Below are 19275 nucleotides of genomic sequence, written 5' to 3' on the forward strand. Positions count from 1 at the left end.
TGTGCGTGGAGGTGATAATGATGGATCAACAACAAAACAAAACAAACGCACAACAAGTGAAGAAACAAAACCAAGCTGCTGCACAAGGTGGTCAATACGGCACTGAATTTGCTAGCGAGACTGACGCACAGCACGTAAAAAAATACAACCAAAAAGCTGAGCAAAACAAACAACAAAACAGCTAATCACTGAAACAAAGGAAAGCACTTCATATACGAATGAAGTGCTTTTCTTTTTGCCCCTCACCACCATCCGACAAAACCTGTAAAACCTCTACATAAACAGTCAAAGGATTTCCTCCTTCTTTCAAGAAATGGTATACAGACAAAAAGTGGATTCGATAAAAAGGGAGGAGTTAGATGTCTGATTTCGATCAGCTTGTAAAAGAACAAATGCAGCTCATGGATCAGCTGCTCGATGTGCAGGGAGAACTCGATCTATGCTTAGAAACAGAAAAACAATTGCTGCAGGATGAAAAAAAAGAAGAGTGGCATAGGCTTTGTGATCAGATCAAACAGAAACGTGAGGAACTGCAAAAAGTGCAAACCTTGTTTAAAAAACAGACAGAAGAGGTCATCAATTCATATAAACAGATGGAAAAGAGTTCTAGCGTGATGTAAGTCAGTGTGCCGTTCAATTGGGTTGAATGGCTTTTTCATTTCATTTTTTAATGATGTAACGGTATAATATAATAGAGACATGTTTAGTTGGGAAATTAGGTCTTTGGACTGTTAGGTTTGTTTGTTATAGAAAGTAGGGGAGAAAATATGGGCTATCCCAAGGAAGGAGAAACCATCCAAATTCAAAGCTATAAACATAATGGCTTGATCCACAGGATTTGGAATGAAACCACCATTCTGAAAGCAACGGAATTGTGTATCATTGGTGCAAACGACCGTACAATGGTGACTGAATCCGACGGCCGTACTTGGATGACGAGAGAACCGGCTATTTGCTATTTCCATGCAAAACAATGGTTTAATGTAATTGGGATGCTTAGAGATGATGGGGTATATTATTACTGCAACATCAGCTCTCCTTTTGCGACAGATGATGAGGCAATTAAGTATATTGATTACGATTTAGACGTCAAAGTCTTTCCAGACATGACGTACAATATTTTGGATGAGGACGAATATGCAGATCATAAGAGGCAGATGAATTATCCAAAAGAAATCGATAGTATCTTAAGAGAGCATCTGAATACATTACTGCATTGGATTCACCAGCGGAAAGGTCCGTTTGCTCCTGAATTTGTGGATATGTGGTATGAACGTTTTTTACATTATACAAAATAAGCAAGAGCATCGAAAAACCTGTTTGGCTTTTTAGGCTAACAGGTTTTTGACTGCGTACGGATAAGAGGCACTGATAGATTGGGAAGGAGATTTACATGGGGGTCATTAAACGCTACATGGCTTTTGTAACACCGTATAAAAAACAGATTGCATTGACAATGGTCATCGGAATGATTAAGTTCTCGATTCCCTTAACCTTGCCTCTGCTTTTAAAATATGTCATTGATGATGTCATTCAAGGCTCGGGGTCAGCTGAAGAAAAGACATCAACTCTACTGATCATAATGGGAATCATGCTCGTATTATTTTTAGTGTTGAGGCCGCCTGTTGAATACTATAGACAATACTACGCTCAGTGGACAGGCAGTAAGGTTTTGTTTGATATTCGGGAGAAGCTGTTCTCGCATATTCAAAAGCTAAGTCTTCGTTATTATGCCAACACGAGAACAGGAGAAATTATTTCAAGAGTGATCAACGATGTGGAGCAGACAAAGGAATTTGTCATCACAGGTCTTATGAACATTTGGCTGGATATGATGACTGTACTGATCGTGATCGCTATTATGTGTACACTGGATCTGAAGCTCACCATCGTGTCTGTCATTATTTTTCCGCTATACGCGTTTGCAGTAAAGTATTTTTACGGACGGCTTCGTAAGCTGACAAAAGAGCGGTCACAGGCGCTGGCTGAAGTGCAAGGGCACCTGCATGAGCGAGTACAAGGAATGCCGGTCATTCGAAGCTTTGCGATTGAAGAATATGAACAAGAGAATTTTCATGATGAAAACAAAAATTTCTTAAACAAAGCAATCAACCATACGAATTGGAATGCAAAAACATTTGCTGTCGTCAATACCATCACCGACATTGCGCCGCTGTTAATCATTGCATTTGCGGGTTACACCGTGATTAACGGGTCGCTTTCAATTGGGACGATGATCGCCTTTGTCGGCTATATTGACCGGATGTATAATCCGATTCGCCGTCTCATTAACTCATCCACGACGTTAACCCAGTCCGTTGCATCAATGGATCGGATCTTTGAGTTTATTGATGAGCCATATGAGGTCACAGACCGGCCGAATGCAAAAGAAGCCAATCATTTAAAAGGAGAGGTAGAGTTTAAACATGTGTCGTTTCGTTATGAACACACGCAGGAAGAGATTCTGCACAATATCTCCTTGAAAGTAGAAAAAGGACAAACGGTTGCCCTTGTAGGAATGAGCGGTGGAGGGAAGTCGACACTCGTCAGCTTAATTCCAAGGTTTTATGATGTGACGAACGGGTCACTTGAAATTGACGGCATTGATATCAAAGAGTACAAAGCAAGAAGTCTTCGAAATCAAGTCGGAATGGTGCTGCAGGATACGTTCCTATTCAGTGACACAATTAAAGAAAATATTGCGGTTGGTGACCCTGAAGCATCTTTTGAAAAAATCGTGTCGGCTGCAAAAGCGGCAAACGCCCATGATTTTATTATGTCTCTTCCTGAAGGATATGACACGAAAGTAGGAGAACGGGGCGTGAAGCTGTCAGGCGGACAAAAACAGCGGATTTCCATTGCAAGAGTATTTCTAAAAAATCCACCGCTTTTAATTTTAGACGAAGCGACGTCTGCACTTGATTTAGAAAGTGAGCATTACATTCAAGAAGCGATGCAAAAGCTGGCGAAGGATCGCACAACCTTTATTGTCGCACACCGATTATCAACCATTACACACGCTGACCAAATTGTGGTCATGGAACAAGGCGAAATTGTGGAAAAGGGAACACACGAAGAATTAATGAATCAAGACAGCCACTATCGTCATTTATTTACCATTCAAACATTAAATTAGTAGAAGCCTATCCGATTCTAGCGGATAGGCTTTTTTATGCTTGTCAAAAACATGACATATTTCCCAGCTTGTCTCAATACAATTTTAAAAAGTATGACGGGGTGGTGAATATGTGAAAGAACAAGACGTGCTGCTAGATGTCAAACAGCTGTCCATTGCGTTTCAGCAGAAAAAGCAAAAAGTGCCCATCGTCCATCACATATCGTTCTCGATTCAAAAAGGGGAAACGTTAGGAATTGTGGGCGAATCTGGCTGCGGGAAAAGTATCACAAGCATGTCATTAATGGGATTGAATCAGCAAACCGATACAACGGGCGAGGTCCATTTCGAAGGGCAAAATCTGCTGTCACTTTCAGAGAAACAGTGGCGAGAGATAAGAGGAAATGACATTTCGATGATTTTCCAAGAGCCCATGACCTCTCTGAACCCATTAATGACCATCGGCAAACAAATGACGGAAGCCCTTTTCACACATCAAGCAATCGGTCAAAAAGAAGCAAAAGCGAAGGCGGTTGATCTTCTTGAAACAGTTGGGTTGAAGCAAGCGGAATCGCTGCTTAAAAAATATCCACATGAATTATCAGGCGGCATGCGCCAGCGAGTCATGATTGCGATGGCAATGCTTTGTCACCCAAAGCTCATGATCGCTGATGAACCGACAACTGCACTTGATGTAACCATCCAAGCACAAATCCTTCGTCTGCTCAAAAAGCTGAACGAAGAAATGGACACTGCTATTTTATTTATTACCCATGATCTAGGTGTCGTGCGGCAAATATGCCAGCGAGTCATGATTATGTATGCCGGTCGAATTGTAGAAGAAGGAACCGTTGACCGTATTTTCCAAAAACCTCTGCATCCCTACACGAAAGGTCTTTTCGCCTCAGTCCCATCGTTTAAAGAGAAAAAAGAAAAACTCATCTCTATTGCAGGTCATGTGCCAAAGCCAGGGGCCATCCGGTCCGGCTGTCAATTTGCACCACGCTGCCCATATCAAATGGCGCAATGTCTTGAAAAAGATCCAGCCTTACAATCCATAGAACACAATCACCGCGTGGCATGTTTTCTAATGGAAGGAGGAGAAGACACTGAGTCACCCACTCTTGCAAGTGAATCAGCTGACAAAACGGTATGACACAGCCGCTTTTTTTTCTAAACATAAACAATCGACTTTGGCATTAAATCAAGTGTCCTTTCACGTGAAGGAAGGAGAAACGCTTGGCATTGTTGGTGAATCAGGCTGCGGTAAATCAACACTTGGCAAAAGCCTAATGAGATTGACTGAACCGACGTCAGGCTCTATTCAATTAAAAGGGCAGGAGATCACCCTTCTAAAAGAACGAGACATGCGTTCCTTAAGAAAAGATATTCAAATGATCTTTCAAGATCCATATGCTTCTTTAAATCCGAGAATGAAAATCAAAGATATTTTAGAGGAACCGCTGATTGTCCATCAGCATGGGACGAAAGCAGAAAGACGGAAACGGGTAAAAGAGATGCTGCACATTGTTGGGTTTGATCCGTCTTACGGGGAACGTTATGCGCATCAATTCAGCGGCGGACAAAGGCAGCGTATCGGTATCGCTAGAGCACTTATTACGCACCCAAGTCTAGTTATTGCCGATGAACCAGTTTCGGCTTTAGATGTATCCGTTCAAGCGCAAATTTTGAATTTGATGCTTGAATTGCAAAAGACGCTTTCTCTGACGTATCTGTTTATTTCTCACGACCTTGGGGTTGTCAGATATATGAGTGACCGGATCGCCGTCATGTATGCTGGGCGCATTGTGGAGATGGGGCCTGCCGAAGATGTGTTTCACAGCCCGCTTCATCCCTATACGTCGCTGCTTCTGAAATCCATTCCACATATGGATCACGTACTAGAGGCGCAAGATGTGGCAGCAGAAGAAACCACAATGACGGAACGCGGCGGCTGTCCTTTCTACAAAAGGTGTCCAAAAAGATGGGAGAAATGCCTGAAAGCAGTTCCTGCTTTGTATGAGGAGGCACCGGGGCACGCGGCCGCGTGTTATTTATATCAAAAGGAGGAACACAATGAAGAAGACATGGTTATTCAGTAGTTTCATTTTTGTGCTGGCACTGGCGCTCTTTTTAGGGGGATGCTCGTCTTCACCGACATCAGAAGAAAAGGCAACAAAAGATACCCTCGTATTTGGCAGAGGGGGAGATTCCACTTCACTAGATCCAATCACAACAACAGAAGGCGAAACCTTTAAGGTCACAGAGAATATATTTGAAAAGCTTTTGAATTACGGTGAGAAAGACACGACCATCCATCCTGGCCTCGCAACAGAATGGGATGTTGCAAAGGACGGAAAATCATACACGTTCTACTTAAGAAAAGGTGTGAAATTCCACGATGGTACAGACTTTAACGCAGAAGCAGTGAAATTCAACTTTGACCGCTGGATGAATGGAGACGCAGAAAAGTTTCCTTACTATGGTATGTTTGGCGGCTATAAAAAAGATAAAGGGCATGTCATTAAAGACATCATCGTCAAAGGCGAGCATGAAATTGAATTTCAGCTAAAGCGCCCGCAGGCGACATTCCTCAAAAACATTGCCATGTCACCATTTGGCATCGCCAGTCCAGCCGCAGTTGAAAAAAGCGGCGATTCATTTAGAGAAAATCCAGTGGGGACAGGACCATTTAAGTTTAAAGAGTGGAAGCAAAACGACCGTATCGTGTTAGAAAAAAACGAGGATTATTGGCAGAAGGATAAACCAAAGCTGAATCAAATCATCTTCCGCTCCATTCCAGAAAACTCTGCTCGTTTAAATGCCCTTAAAACAGGTGAGATCGACTTAATGGATGGCGTGAATCCGTCAGATTTAGATGGCATTAAAACCGATAAAGCACTCCAGCTCATTGAAAGACCATCGATGAACGTAGGCTATATCGGACTGACCGTCACAAGAAAGCCGCTTGATAACAAGCTGGTTCGTCAGGCACTCAATTATGCGGTCGATAAAGAATCGATTATTGAGTCATTTTATGGCGGACTTGCTGAGCCAGCAAAAAATCCATTGCCGCCAGCTTTAGAAGGCTACAATGACGACATTGAGCCATATCCGTATGATCCAGAAAAAGCGAAAGAACTATTAAAAGAAGCGGGCTTCCCTGACGGCTTTCGCATCAAGCTTTGGGCGATGCCTGTACCACGTCCATACATGCCAGATGGGATGAAGGTAGCAGAAGTCATTCAGTCAAATTTTGAAAAGGTCGGCGTCAAAGCAGAAATTGTCACATATGACTGGGCGACCTATTTAGATAAAGCAAGTAAAGGGGAAGCAGATGTGTTCTTATTAGGCTGGACAGGGGACAATGGCGATCCTGATAATTTCATTTACACACTGCTGGACAAAGACAGCATTGGCGGTAACAACTATACATTCTTCGAAAACGATAAAATGCATGACATTCTCATTGAAGCGCAAACAGACACAGATCAAAAGAAACGAAATGAGCTGTATAAAAAAGCGCAGGAAATCATTCATGACGAAGCGCCTTGGATTCCATTGGTGCATTCGATTCCAATGCTTGCCGCTTCTAATGATTTAAAAGGCTATCAGCCGCATCCAACTGGTTCAGAAGCTTTAACTGACGTGTATTTCGAATAAGCAAATAAGGGAGATCATGTATCTCCCTTATCAAACAAAGATAAAGGCGGTGAAAGCTGTTTGTTTGCTTATTGTATGAAGCGGGCAGGAATGCTCATCCCAGTACTGATCGGAATGACATTGGTCGTGTTTTCAATTATTCGTTTTATACCTGGAAATCCAGCGCAGGTCATCTTAGGACAGCGGGCAACGAAAGAGGCTGTAGAACAATTAACGATCCAGCTCGGTTTAGATCAGCCATGGTACGTTCAATACGGTCATTATATGCTTGGCCTTTTAAAAGGGGATTTAGGGACTTCCATTCGAACAGGAGCGGCTATTGCCCAGGAAATGAAGCCTTACTTATTTGCGACGTTAGAATTGACCTTTTTTGCCATGGTGCTGGCGATTGTCGTGGGAGTGAATGCCGGAATCATTAGTGCTTGGTTTAAGCATTCCTTCTTTGATTATGCCGCGATGTTTATTGCACTCATCGGAGTGTCCATGCCAATTTTCTGGTTAGGCTTAATGGGGCAGTGGCTGTTCTCGATCGAATTAGGTATTTTGCCGACAACGGGCCGAGAAGACGTAAGGAATCCAGTCGAATCGATTACGTATATTCATACACTGGACACGCTTTTACAAGGCCGGTTTGATCAATTCGCTGACAGCATCAAGCATTTGATCTTACCAAGTACAGCCCTCGCCACAATTCCTGCTGCGATTATTGCGAGAATTACAAGGGCAAGTATGCTGGAAGTGCTTCATTCCGACTTTATTCGAACAGCAAAAGCAAAAGGAGTACGTTCATTTTTTATCATTTATCAGCATGGCCTGAAAAATGCGCTCATTCCGATCTTGACGATTATTGGTCTTCAGACAGGACTCTTGCTTGGTGGAGCGATTTTAACAGAAACCATTTTTGCTTGGCCGGGAATTGGGCGGTATATATATGACGCCATCAGTTATCGTGATTACCCAGTCATTCAAACAGGTATTCTCGTCGTTGCGCTTATATTTGTCCTGATCAATTTCATTGTGGACATCTTGTATGCGGTCATTGATCCAAGGATTAAATATTAGGGAGGGAGAGTGACAATATGGAAGCACAAAAAGAACTTGAACTACCTCAGCCAAAAGATGAACGCTCTCAATCATTGATTCTTGAATCAATGAAGCAGTTCTTTCAGCATAAGCTGGCGGTCATTGGTAGTGTGATTGTTTTTTTATTTCTGATCCTAGCGATCTTTGCGCCGCTCATTGCTCCTTATGGAATCAATGAACAATCACTCGGTGAGCGATTTAGTGCCCCTTCAGCTGCACACTGGTTTGGTACGGATGATTTCGGCAGAGATATATTTTCAAGAGTTGTGCATGGAGCACGGATTTCCTTATGGGTCGGCTTTTTCTCGGTCCTCGGGTCTGTCATTTTAGGCACACTGCTTGGATTGATAGCAGGCTATGGCGGAAGAGTGTTAGATGCTGTGATCTCCAGATTGTTTGATATTTTACTTGCTTTTCCTAGCATTCTATTAGCGATTGCTATTGTCTCCATCCTAGGCCCCTCCTTACAAAATGCCCTTATTGCCATTGCGATTATTAATGTCCCAACCTTTGGACGGCTCGTTCGTTCAAAAGTGCTGAGTATTAAACAAGAAGAATACGTGCTGGCAGCAAAGGCGGTGGGGATGTCACACCGCCGCATCGTTCTGCGCCACATCCTGCCAAATAGTATGGTGCCGGTCATCGTACAGGCAACGCTAGCGATCGGAACGGCAATTATTGAGGCAGCCGCTTTAGGCTTTTTAGGATTGGGGGCACAGGCGCCAAGTCCAGAATGGGGGAAAATGCTCGCCGATGCGAGGCCTTATCTCGTTCAAGCCCCTTGGACATTATTCTTCCCAGGAATAGCGATCATGCTGACTGTTTTAGGCTTTAACCTGATGGGGGATGGATTAAGAGACACACTAGATCCTAAAATGAAGAAAATAAAATAAGACCGATTCTCAGAATCGGTCTCAGCGCGCGGGCAAACCCTCGCATTCGGTGTCAGTCCTGCGTGCCGGTGCTCACGAATACTCAATTCGCTCCGCTCCGGTACTCGTTCTTCCTAGACTGCAAAGGTTTTCAGGTCACGCTGAAAAGAAGACAAAGAGCTAAAATCAAGATCATTTTAGCTCTTTGTCAACAATTTAAGACCGATTCTAGGAATCGGTCTTTTCTATTTATGCTTCTTTTTCTTCTGTCTCGATTTCACTATCTTTTGGGTGATACGTCTGGAAGCTTGTAATCAATGTATCTAAATGTTCTAATTCATCACGGTATTCGATGATGCTGGACATGACATTCAGCATGTTGTAATCGAGCAGGTCATTTTCTTGGTTTTGCTGATGCTGAATAAATGATTTCGTTAACGTCTCAAGGCGAAGAGAGCATTCATTTTGAAATTCATCGTCCTGCGGCTTCATTTTTCCGACGAATTTCATCAAGGTGCGCTCATGCCAATACAGTAAATAATCAATTTCATCCGTTAAGCTTTCCCTGAAATGCTCTGGCATCAAATGAATCTCATTTTCTAATTTATGAAGCTTTTTCAGTAAATACAGAGCACGATTTGAAGTCATAATGGCCTGCCTGAACAAAACAAGCTTTCTTGATTTGACATAGGTGGTTTTCTTTAAATAGCTTCGTTCCTCTTTGTATAACAAGTAAATATGATCTAATTTGATCATGCGTTCTTTTATTTGATCGATGTCATCCTTTAAAGTGGAATGATCAGTAGACTGTCTGGAGGTCAGACGGATCCATTTTAAAATCTCCTCCGTATTTTCCATAATGTGATGAACAAGCTTTGTTTCATACTTTGGCGGCAGGAAGATTAAATTCACTAAAAATGAAGAAAGAACTCCTAACACCACAGTAGCTGTTCGAATTAAGGCAAAGGAAAGGAAATGATCCCCTGCACTTTCTAAAATCGCGATGACGGTTACAAGTGCAATTGGAATTGTGTGTTCAATCTTCAGCTTTAAATTAATGGCGATGACCATGACGGCGGTTAAACCGATAATGACTGGTCCTGTGCCAAAAAGCAGACCGAACGTAATGGCAAGCGCTGCTCCAATAATATTGGCTTGCACTTGATCAACAATGGTTAAAAAAGATCGATAAATTGATGGCTGGATAGCAAATACAGCTGCAATTCCCGCGAAGACGGGCGTTGGCAACCCAAGCCATGTTGCCAGGTAAAGCGCGAGTACAATGGCAATACCAGTTTTTAAAATACGGGCTCCAAGTTTCATTGGTTTTGTCCCTGCATTCCTTTCTTTTCGATAATAGATGATCACTCGTCATTTATCATTCATATTTTGATGAAACAACTAAGTAATATACAGCGGTCTTCCGAAATATTCAAGTGATTTTTGAAAGTTCATGAAAACATCAAAAGAAGGTATTGAGAAGAAATGTAACAGATTCGCACGCTTTTGACAAACAAGAGTTGGTAAATAAAAAAACAGGCGCATGTTTTTACGCCTGTTTTGGACTTCATTATGATTGTTTTAGCTGTGCAAATGCATGATCTACTGCTTTTAGCGTCTCAGAAATATCTTTTTCAGTATGTGCGATCGTTAAGAACCAAGCTTCATATTTAGAAGGAGCGAGGTTAATGCCTTGGGCGAGCATTAATTTGAAGAAACGGGCAAACATTTCGCCATCCGTATTTTCAGCCTGCTCGTAGTTCACAATCGTTTCTGTTGTGAAATAAATTGTGAGCGCTCCTTTTAAGCGATTCACTGTAATATCTACTTGATGCTTTTTGGCATGGGCTAAAATCCCTTCTTCTAACATAGCGCCAAGCTGATCAAGACGCTCGTAAACACCGTCTTCTTTTAACACTTCCAAGCAGGCAATACCTGAAAGAATGGATGCAGGATTTCCTGCCATTGTGCCAGCTTGATAGGCTGGTCCAAGCGGGGCAACTTGTTCCATAATTTCTTTTTTACCGCCGTAAGCGCCGATAGGAAGTCCTCCGCCAATAATTTTTCCTAATGCAGTGAGGTCAGGTTTTACTTGAAGCAAGTCCTGTGCACCGCCATACATAAAGCGGAAAGCGGTAATGACTTCATCATAAATCACCAGTGCGCCTTTTTCATGTGTGAGGTCATTGACCTGCTGCAGGAAACCGTCCTTAGGCTCTACGATGCCGAAGTTCCCGACAATTGGCTCGACAAGGACAGCTGCTACTTCATCACCCCAGCGATCTAATGCTTCTTTATAGCTGTCAATATCATTAAATGGAACGGTAATGACTTCGTTGGCGATACTTTTTGGTACGCCCGCAGAATCAGGTGTTCCTAAAGTGGAAGGACCAGAGCCTGCTGCCACAAGCACAAGATCAGAGTGGCCGTGATAGCATCCGGCAAACTTAATAATTTTTGTTCTGCCTGTATATGCGCGAGCCACGCGAATCGTTGTCATCACCGCTTCTGTACCTGAATTGACAAAACGAACTTTGTCCAAAGCAGGCATGGCTTCCTTCAGCATTTTAGCAAAAGTGACTTCATGCTTCGTTGGTGTTCCGTAAAGGACACCTGTTTCAGCCGCTTTCGTGATGGCTTTTGTAATATGCGGGTGGGCATGTCCTGTAATAATTGGACCGTATGCTGCTAGATAGTCAATATAGCGGTTTCCGTCAACATCCCAAAAATAAGCGCCTTCTCCTCTTTCCATCGCAACGGGTGAACCGCCGCCTACTGCCTTATATGAACGAGACGGGCTGTTGACACCTCCAACAATGTGCTCCAGCGCCTCTTGATGTAATTTTTCTGATTCTGTGAATTTCATAAATAGCCTCCTATCTCAACGTATCACGTCGTCTAACATTATTTTAACATGCCGATGCAAGCGTCCTTAGTTGAATATCCTCTCAAAATTGGATAGGCTAATTAAAAAATAGGTTGGAGGGATTGTGTCATGACAATCGAAGTAGGACAGCAAGTACCTGACATTGAATTAACCGGTGACAACGGGGAGAAAGTAAAGCTTTCTGATTTTAAAGGAAAACATATTGTTCTTTATTTCTATCCAAAAGATATGACACCAGGCTGTACAACAGAAGCATGTGATTTCCGCGACCGCCATCAAAGCTTTGCAGAATTAGATGCTGTCATTATCGGCGTAAGCCCAGACAGTCAGGACAAGCACCAAAAGTTTAAAGAAAAACATGATTTGCCGTTTCTGCTTCTTGTAGACGATGAACAGAAATTGTCTGAAGCCTTTGGGGTATGGAAACTGAAAAAGAACTTTGGCAAAGAATATATGGGAATCGAGCGTTCAACGTTTCTGATTAATAAAGAAGGCACGCTTGTGAAAGAATGGCGAAAAGTAAAGGTGAAAGACCACGTAGAGGAAGCGCTTGAGGAATTGAAAGCTCACGCTTAATATCCTTACAGGATGAGATCGGCAGTCATGCCGGTCTTTTTTGTAAAGAAGAATAGGTAAAAAAGAGGATTGTAATTGACAAAGTTTCGGCTCTGGGGGTACACTATTTATAAAGATTATAATATAAGAATATTTTTGAAGAGAGGTGCATGATGAAATGGCTGCTCACGAACTAAAAGACGCTTTAGATGCTCTAAAAGAAACCGGTGTTCGAATTACTCCGCAGCGCCATGCCATCTTGGAGTTTCTCGTAAATTCTATGACTCACCCAACCGCGGACGATATATATAAAGCACTTGAAGGAAAATTTCCAAACATGAGTGTCGCAACGGTTTACAACAATTTACGAGTCTTCCGGGAATCTGGATTAGTAAAGGAATTAACGTATGGTGATTCCTCAAGCCGATTTGATTTTGCGACATCTGACCACTACCATGCGATTTGTGAAAACTGCGGAAAAATCGTAGATTTTCACTATCCTGGCCTTGATGAAGTTGAACAGCTTGCATCCCATGTGACGGGCTTTAAAGTCAGTCATCATCGCTTGGAGATCTATGGAACTTGTCAAGAATGTGCGAAAAAAGAAAATCATTAATGAAAAAGCTGACCGTTTAAATGGTCAGCTTATTTTTATGACTTTTTTCGATTGTAGGATTCATCAAACTCTTTACCTTCTAATGCTGGATCAAGTGTAAGCGGCTCTCTGCAATGCATGCACATGTCCACCCGCCCAAGCACTTTTGTTTCCTTCTCACAGCCTGGACAAACGACACGTACTGCCTTCGTAGAAAGCATACCAATCCAAAAGTAAACGGCTGTACTTAATCCAATCGATAAGACGCCAAGCAGCATAAAGAAAGTCGACAGCCAGATCGATTCCTTGAAGAACACACCGATATACATGATCAGAAAGCCAACAAAAACCAAACTAAGTGCAAATGTTCTGATTTTATTAATCTTACTGGAGTATTTCGCCATCCCTAGTCCCCCTTATCTCCAATATAGCACATTTTACCTTTCCGTTTGAATTAGTTATAGAGTTTTGTGAATAAATTGCTTATAATGATTCAATGATCTTTTTTCATGTATTGAAGGAATTTTGATTCTATGAGGAGAAATACATAGCATTAGAGAAGAACTTTACACCCGAGTATTGGAGGAATCACTATGGAAAATCTTCTCCGTCCTATTTATCAAGAGAGAGCAAGCCATCCAGACACATTAGCTGTGATTATAGTAGAAAGAAGACATAAAGTATCTTCTGAGACGGATAACTTTGATGCAGCACTTTTAGTCATCGTAAAAGAAGCGGAAGAGCCGTTATTTATCAAGCACTATGAATCCGATCACCAAACTGCTTCCTTAAATGTTGTCACAGATGATCAACTGAAGGAATGGATTACCCTCGGTACTAACCGCCGAATCATCGATTGGATTTTGAATGGCAAAGTCCTGTTTGATCGAAATGAATATATCTTCAACTTAATTGATGAACTAAGTACATTCCCGTTTTCAAACCGCAAACTCAAAATCGGTTTAGAATATGGCAAGCTCATTCGCAGATATATAGAAGGAAAAGCATTTTTTGAGTCAAATCAATTCCTTGATGCATATAATTCCATTGTGCATGCCCTGCATCACTTAGCACGTATTGAAGTAATTGATAAAGGCTTCCACCCAGAAGTGACCGTTTGGAACCAAGTGCGTCATATGGAGCCGGAAGTATACAAACTTTATTCAGAACTGATTGAAAGCCATGAAAGCCTGCATAAACGTTTGGAACTTTTATTTTTAGCAAATGATTTTTTGATCCATTCAAAAGCAGAAATTGGTGCCGCTCATTTGCGTCATGTCATGGAACAGAAGGATATATGGCTTTTTGGTGAGCTTCTTGCACACCCTGATCTAAAGTATTTCACGCCTGACCTTAGCGTTATGATTGATTTCTTTGTGGAAAAAGGAATTGTTCAAGTGGAGCCGATTGAGACAAAGGGACAAAAAATCTATCATCGAGGATATTTTGTGAAAAAAGATATTGACGCATGAATATTATGATGGTATATTATTAAACGTCGCTAACGAGCAACTGAGTTGCTTTGAAAGAAAAGCTGACAAAAAGAAATTCTAAAAAACGCTTGACGCACACGGTGCTCAAATGTTATATTAAGAAAGTCGCCTCTGAGCGATAACGAAGATGATCTTTGAAAACTAAACAAGACAAAACGTACCTGTTAATTCGAGTTTTTATAAAAAAATCCTATGATACTTCATAGGTAGTCAGTCAAACTGGCGAGGCAGGAAGTGATCACATGCTAAGTTCGCTACATCGTGTAGCAACGCATGTGTGATATGCATCCTGCATACCTCGGAGAGTTTGATCCTGGCTCAGGACGAACGCTGGCGGCGTGCCTAATACATGCAAGTCGAGCGGACAGAAGGGAGCTTGCTCCCGGATGTTAGCGGCGGACGGGTGAGTAACACGTGGGTAACCTGCCTGTAAGACTGGGATAACTCCGGGAAACCGGAGCTAATACCGGATAGTTCCTTGAACCGCATGGTTCAAGGATGAAAGACGGTTTCGGCTGTCACTTACAGATGGACCCGCGGCGCATTAGCTAGTTGGTGGGGTAATGGCTCACCAAGGCGACGATGCGTAGCCGACCTGAGAGGGTGATCGGCCACACTGGGACTGAGACACGGCCCAGACTCCTACGGGAGGCAGCAGTAGGGAATCTTCCGCAATGGACGAAAGTCTGACGGAGCAACGCCGCGTGAGTGATGAAGGTTTTCGGATCGTAAAGCTCTGTTGTTAGGGAAGAACAAGTGCGAGAGTAACTGCTCGCACCTTGACGGTACCTAACCAGAAAGCCACGGCTAACTACGTGCCAGCAGCCGCGGTAATACGTAGGTGGCAAGCGTTGTCCGGAATTATTGGGCGTAAAGGGCTCGCAGGCGGTTTCTTAAGTCTGATGTGAAAGCCCCCGGCTCAACCGGGGAGGGTCATTGGAAACTGGGAAACTTGAGTGCAGAAGAGGAGAGTGGAATTCCACGTGTAGCGGTGAAATGCGTAGAGATGTGGAGGAACACCAGTGGCGAAGGCGACTCTCTGGTCTGTAACTGACGCTGAGGAGCGAAAGCGTGGGGAGCGAACAGGATTAGATACCCTGGTAGTCCACGCCGTAAACGATGAGTGCTAAGTGTTAGGGGGTTTCCGCCCCTTAGTGCTGCAGCTAACGCATTAAGCACTCCGCCTGGGGAGTACGGTCGCAAGACTGAAACTCAAAGGAATTGACGGGGGCCCGCACAAGCGGTGGAGCATGTGGTTTAATTCGAAGCAACGCGAAGAACCTTACCAGGTCTTGACATCCTCTGACAACCCTAGAGATAGGGCTTTCCCTTCGGGGACAGAGTGACAGGTGGTGCATGGTTGTCGTCAGCTCGTGTCGTGAGATGTTGGGTTAAGTCCCGCAACGAGCGCAACCCTTGATCTTAGTTGCCAGCATTCAGTTGGGCACTCTAAGGTGACTGCCGGTGACAAACCGGAGGAAGGTGGGGATGACGTCAAATCATCATGCCCCTTATGACCTGGGCTACACACGTGCTACAATGGACAGAACAAAGGGCTGCAAGACCGCAAGGTTTAGCCAATCCCATAAATCTGTTCTCAGTTCGGATCGCAGTCTGCAACTCGACTGCGTGAAGCTGGAATCGCTAGTAATCGCGGATCAGCATGCCGCGGTGAATACGTTCCCGGGCCTTGTACACACCGCCCGTCACACCACGAGAGTTTGCAACACCCGAAGTCGGTGAGGTAACCTTTATGGAGCCAGCCGCCGAAGGTGGGGCAGATGATTGGGGTGAAGTCGTAACAAGGTAGCCGTATCGGAAGGTGCGGCTGGATCACCTCCTTTCTAAGGATATATGGAGCAGCGTACGTTTTCGTCTTGTTTAGTTTTGAAGGATCATTCCTTCAAAACATGTCTCTAGCGAGACAGGATTGTTCTTTGAAAACTAGATAACAATAAGTAATACATTCACATTGAATGCAATGCAAAGTTCATCACACATAGTGATTCTTTCTAAAGTAAGAAATGGTTAAGTTAGAAAGGGCGCACGGTGGATGCCTTGGCACTAGGAGCCGATGAAGGACGGGACGAACACCGATATGCTTCGGGGAGCTGTAAGCAAGCTTTGATCCGGAGATTTCCGAATGGGGAAACCCACTGCTCGTAATGGAGTAGTATCCATACTTGAATACATAGAGTATGAGAAGGCATACCCGGGGAACTGAAACATCTAAGTACCCGGAGGAAGAGAAAGCAAATGCGATTCCCTGAGTAGCGGCGAGCGAAACGGGAACAGCCCAAACCAAGAGGCTTGCCTCTTGGGGTTGTAGGACACTCTATACGGAGTTACAAAGGAATGATATAAGCGAAGAGGTCTGGAAAGGCCCGCCAAAGAAGGTAACAGCCCTGTAACTGAAATGTTATTCTCTCCAGAGTGGATCCTGAGTACGGCGGAACACGTGAAATTCCGTCGGAATCCGGGAGGACCATCTCCCAAGGCTAAATACTCCCTAGTGACCGATAGTGAACCAGTACCGTGAGGGAAAGGTGAAAAGCACCCCGGAAGGGGAGTGAAATAGATCCTGAAACCGTGTGCCTACAAGTAGTCAGAGCCCGTTAACGGGTGATGGCGTGCCTTTTGTAGAATGAACCGGCGAGTTACGATCCCGTGCAAGGTTAAGCAGAAGATGCGGAGCCGCAGCGAAAGCGAGTCTGAATAGGGCGCATGAGTACGTGGTCGTAGACCCGAAACCAGGTGATCTACCCATGTCCAGGGTGAAGTTCAGGTAACACTGAATGGAGGCCCGAACCCACGCACGTTGAAAAGTGCGGGGATGAGGTGTGGGTAGGGGTGAAATGCCAATCGAACCTGGAGATAGCTGGTTCTCTCCGAAATAGCTTTAGGGCTAGCCTCAAGGTAAGAGTCTCGGAGGTAGAGCACTGATTGGACTAGGGGCCCCTACCGGGTTACCGAATTCAGTCAAACTCCGAATGCCGATGACTTATCCTTGGGAGTCAGACTGCGAGTGATAAGATCCGTAGTCGAAAGGGAAACAGCCCAGACCGCCAGCTAAGGTCCCAAAGTATACGTTAAGTGGAAAAGGATGTGGAGTTGCTTAGACAACCAGGATGTTGGCTTAGAAGCAGCCACCATTTAAAGAGTGCGTAATAGCTCACTGGTCGAGTGACTCTGCGCCGAAAATGTACCGGGGCTAAACGTATCACCGAAGCTGCGGACTGTTCTTACGAACAGTGGTAGGAGAGCGTTCTAAGGGCTGTGAAGCCAGACCGGAAGGACTGGTGGAGCGCTTAGAAGTGAGAATGCCGGTATGAGTAGCGAAAGACGGGTGAGAATCCCGTCCACCGAATGCCTAAGGTTTCCTGAGGAAGGCTCGTCCGCTCAGGGTTAGTCGGGACCTAAGCCGAGGCCGAAAGGCGTAGGCGATGGACAACAGGTTGATATTCCTGTACCACCTCCTCACCATTTGAGCAATGGGGGGACGCAGGAGGATAGGGCAAGCGCGGTATTGGATATCCGCGTCCAAGCAGTTAGGCTGGGAAATAGGCAAATCCGTTTCCCGTAAAGGCTGAGCTGTGATGGCGAGCGAAATTTAGTAGCGAAGTTCCTGATTCCACACTGCCAAGAAAAGCCTCTAGCGAGGTGAGAGGTGCCCGTACCGCAAACCGACACAGGTAGGCGAGGAGAGAATCCTAAGGTGATCGAGAGAACTCTCGTTAAGGAACTCGGCAAAATGACCCCGTAACTTCGGGAGAAGGGGTGCTTCTTAGGGTGTTAAAGCCCCGAGAAGCCGCAGTGAATAGGCCCAGGCGACTGTTTAGCAAAAACACAGGTCTCTGCGAAGCCGTAAGGCGAAGTATAGGGGCTGACGCCTGCCCGGTGCTGGAAGGTTAAGAGGAGCGCTTAGCGTAAGCGAAGGTGCGAATTGAAGCCCCAGTAAACGGCGGCCGTAACTATAACGGTCCTAAGGTAGCGAAATTCCTTGTCGGGTAAGTTCCGACCCGCACGAAAGGCGCAACGATCTGGGCACTGTCTCAACGAGAGACTCGGTGAAATTATAGTACCTGTGAAGATGCAGGTTACCCGCGACAGGACGGAAAGACCCCGTGGAGCTTTACTGCAGCCTGATATTGAATGTTGGTACAGCTTGTACAGGATAGGTAGGAGCCTTGGAAACCGGAGCGCTAGCTTCGGTGGAGGCATCGGTGGGATACTACCCTGGCTGTATTGACCTTCTAACCCGCTGCCCTTATCGGGCAGGGAGACAGTGTCAGGTGGGCAGTTTGACTGGGGCGGTCGCCTCCTAAAATGTAACGGAGGCGCCCAAAGGTTCCCTCAGAATGGTTGGAAATCATTCGCAGAGTGTAAAGGCACAAGGGAGCTTGACTGCGAGACCTACAAGTCGAGCAGGGACGAAAGTCGGGCTTAGTGATCCGGTGGTTCCGCATGGAAGGGCCATCGCTCAACGGATAAAAGCTACCCCGGGGATAACAGGCTTATCTCCCCCAAGAGTCCACATCGACGGGGAGGTTTGGCACCTCGATGTCGGCTCATCGCATCCTGGGGCTGTAGTCGGTCCCAAGGGTTGGGCTGTTCGCCCATTAAAGCGGTACGCGAGCTGGGTTCAGAACGTCGTGAGACAGTTCGGTCCCTATCCGTCGCGGGCGCAGGAAATTTGAGAGGAGCTGTCCTTAGTACGAGAGGACCGGGATGGACGCACCGCTGGTGTACCAGTTGTTCTGCCAAGGGCATCGCTGGGTAGCTATGTGCGGACGGGATAAGTGCTGAAAGCATCTAAGCATGAAGCCCCCCTCAAGATGAGATTTCCCATTCCGCAAGGAAGTAAGATCCCTGAAAGATGATCAGGTTGATAGGTCTGAGGTGGAAGCGTGGTGACACGTGGAGCTGACAGATACTAATAGATCGAGGACTTAACCTATATTCTAATGTGAAGCATGAACATTGTTATCTAGTTTTGAGAGAACATTTTTAAA

14 protein-coding genes, 2 rRNA genes and 1 pseudogene are annotated in these 19275 nt (G+C 44.7%); 14 read left to right on the forward strand and 3 right to left on the reverse strand.

All coding sequences use genetic code 11. The annotated features are described in order from the left end of the window. Nucleotides 1–35 precede the first annotated feature (35 nt). From NSS76_RS04360 to NSS76_RS04400, 9 genes and pseudogenes are all read left to right on the forward strand, one after another. Nucleotides 36–185, forward strand: a pseudogene (locus tag NSS76_RS04360) (gamma-type small acid-soluble spore protein); the annotation flags it as partial. A gap of 174 nt (nucleotides 186–359) precedes the next feature. After that, nucleotides 360–620 (forward strand): YgaB family protein, encoded by a 261-nt coding sequence (locus NSS76_RS04365; RefSeq protein WP_149125842.1) that lies wholly within the window; start codon nucleotides 360–362, stop codon nucleotides 618–620. Between the two features lie 147 nt (nucleotides 621–767). Continuing rightward, nucleotides 768–1298: a nucleoside tri-diphosphate phosphatase gene (gene ntdP, locus NSS76_RS04370; RefSeq protein WP_024425209.1), complete on the forward strand. Its 531-nt coding sequence runs from the start codon at nucleotides 768–770 to the stop codon at nucleotides 1296–1298. A 95-nt stretch (nucleotides 1299–1393) separates the two neighbouring features. Then, nucleotides 1394–3136, forward strand: coding sequence for an ABC transporter ATP-binding protein (locus NSS76_RS04375; RefSeq protein ID WP_133744902.1), 1743 nt, complete (start codon nucleotides 1394–1396; stop codon nucleotides 3134–3136). A gap of 112 nt (nucleotides 3137–3248) precedes the next feature. After that, nucleotides 3249–4271 carry an ABC transporter ATP-binding protein gene (locus tag NSS76_RS04380; RefSeq protein WP_122632170.1) on the forward strand — a complete coding sequence of 341 codons (1023 nt, stop codon included), beginning with the start codon at nucleotides 3249–3251 and terminating at the stop codon, nucleotides 4269–4271. Then, nucleotides 4240–5217 (forward strand): ABC transporter ATP-binding protein, encoded by a 978-nt coding sequence (locus NSS76_RS04385; protein WP_080708071.1) that lies wholly within the window; start codon nucleotides 4240–4242, stop codon nucleotides 5215–5217. Before NSS76_RS04380 ends, NSS76_RS04385 begins: the two co-directional genes overlap by 32 nt. Then, the gene (locus NSS76_RS04390) at nucleotides 5192–6778 is read left to right on the forward strand and encodes an ABC transporter substrate-binding protein (protein WP_151863195.1); all 1587 of its coding nucleotides are present in this window, start codon (nucleotides 5192–5194) and stop codon (nucleotides 6776–6778) included. The genes NSS76_RS04385 and NSS76_RS04390 overlap by 26 nt, the downstream gene beginning before the upstream one ends. A gap of 60 nt (nucleotides 6779–6838) precedes the next feature. After that, entirely contained in the window at nucleotides 6839–7840 is a 1002-nt protein-coding gene (locus NSS76_RS04395; RefSeq protein ID WP_024425205.1) for an ABC transporter permease, read from the forward strand. A 17-nt stretch (nucleotides 7841–7857) separates the two neighbouring features. Continuing rightward, nucleotides 7858–8754, forward strand: a complete 897-nt coding sequence (locus NSS76_RS04400; RefSeq protein ID WP_073204415.1) for an ABC transporter permease — start codon at nucleotides 7858–7860, stop codon at nucleotides 8752–8754. Between the two features lie 228 nt (nucleotides 8755–8982). Here the strand turns inward: NSS76_RS04400 and NSS76_RS04405 are convergent, their stop codons facing one another. Together NSS76_RS04405 and NSS76_RS04410 are read right to left on the reverse strand one after the other, a co-directional pair. Further along, entirely contained in the window at nucleotides 8983–10056 is a 1074-nt protein-coding gene (locus NSS76_RS04405; protein ID WP_024425203.1) for an FUSC family protein, read from the reverse strand. Between the two features lie 247 nt (nucleotides 10057–10303). After that, nucleotides 10304–11599, reverse strand: coding sequence for a glutamate-1-semialdehyde 2,1-aminomutase (locus NSS76_RS04410; RefSeq protein ID WP_024425792.1), 1296 nt, complete (start codon nucleotides 11597–11599; stop codon nucleotides 10304–10306). Between the two features lie 129 nt (nucleotides 11600–11728). Here NSS76_RS04410 and bcp point away from each other — a divergent pair, with 129 nt between their 5' ends. Both bcp and perR read left to right on the forward strand, forming a co-directional pair. Continuing rightward, nucleotides 11729–12196 (forward strand): thioredoxin-dependent thiol peroxidase, encoded by a 468-nt coding sequence (bcp, locus tag NSS76_RS04415; RefSeq protein WP_024425791.1) that lies wholly within the window; start codon nucleotides 11729–11731, stop codon nucleotides 12194–12196. 157 nt (nucleotides 12197–12353) lie between these two features. Next, nucleotides 12354–12791 (forward strand): peroxide-responsive transcriptional repressor PerR, encoded by a 438-nt coding sequence (gene perR / locus NSS76_RS04420; protein ID WP_012009347.1) that lies wholly within the window; start codon nucleotides 12354–12356, stop codon nucleotides 12789–12791. 35 nt (nucleotides 12792–12826) lie between these two features. On the opposite strand, the gene NSS76_RS04425 is transcribed toward perR, so the two are convergent. Beyond that, the gene (locus NSS76_RS04425) at nucleotides 12827–13174 is read right to left on the reverse strand and encodes a YgzB family protein (protein ID WP_024425201.1); all 348 of its coding nucleotides are present in this window, start codon (nucleotides 13172–13174) and stop codon (nucleotides 12827–12829) included. Nucleotides 13175–13363: 189 nt separating this feature from the next. Here NSS76_RS04425 and NSS76_RS04430 point away from each other — a divergent pair, with 189 nt between their 5' ends. The 3 genes from NSS76_RS04430 to NSS76_RS04440 all read left to right on the forward strand — a co-directional run bounded on the left by NSS76_RS04430 (nucleotide 13364) and on the right by NSS76_RS04440 (nucleotide 19220). After that, entirely contained in the window at nucleotides 13364–14242 is an 879-nt protein-coding gene (locus NSS76_RS04430) for a nucleotidyltransferase-like protein (protein ID WP_024425790.1), read from the forward strand. A 316-nt stretch (nucleotides 14243–14558) separates the two neighbouring features. Continuing rightward, a 16S ribosomal RNA gene (locus NSS76_RS04435) occupies nucleotides 14559–16107 on the forward strand. Nucleotides 16108–16289: 182 nt separating this feature from the next. Beyond that, a 23S ribosomal RNA gene (locus NSS76_RS04440) occupies nucleotides 16290–19220 on the forward strand. The 16S and 23S rRNA genes sit together here, the layout of an rRNA operon. Nucleotides 19221–19275 lie beyond the last annotated feature (55 nt).

Source organism: Bacillus sp. FSL R5-0654, from assembly GCF_038008745.1.
Lineage (GTDB): Bacteria > Bacillota > Bacilli > Bacillales > Bacillaceae > Bacillus > Bacillus safensis.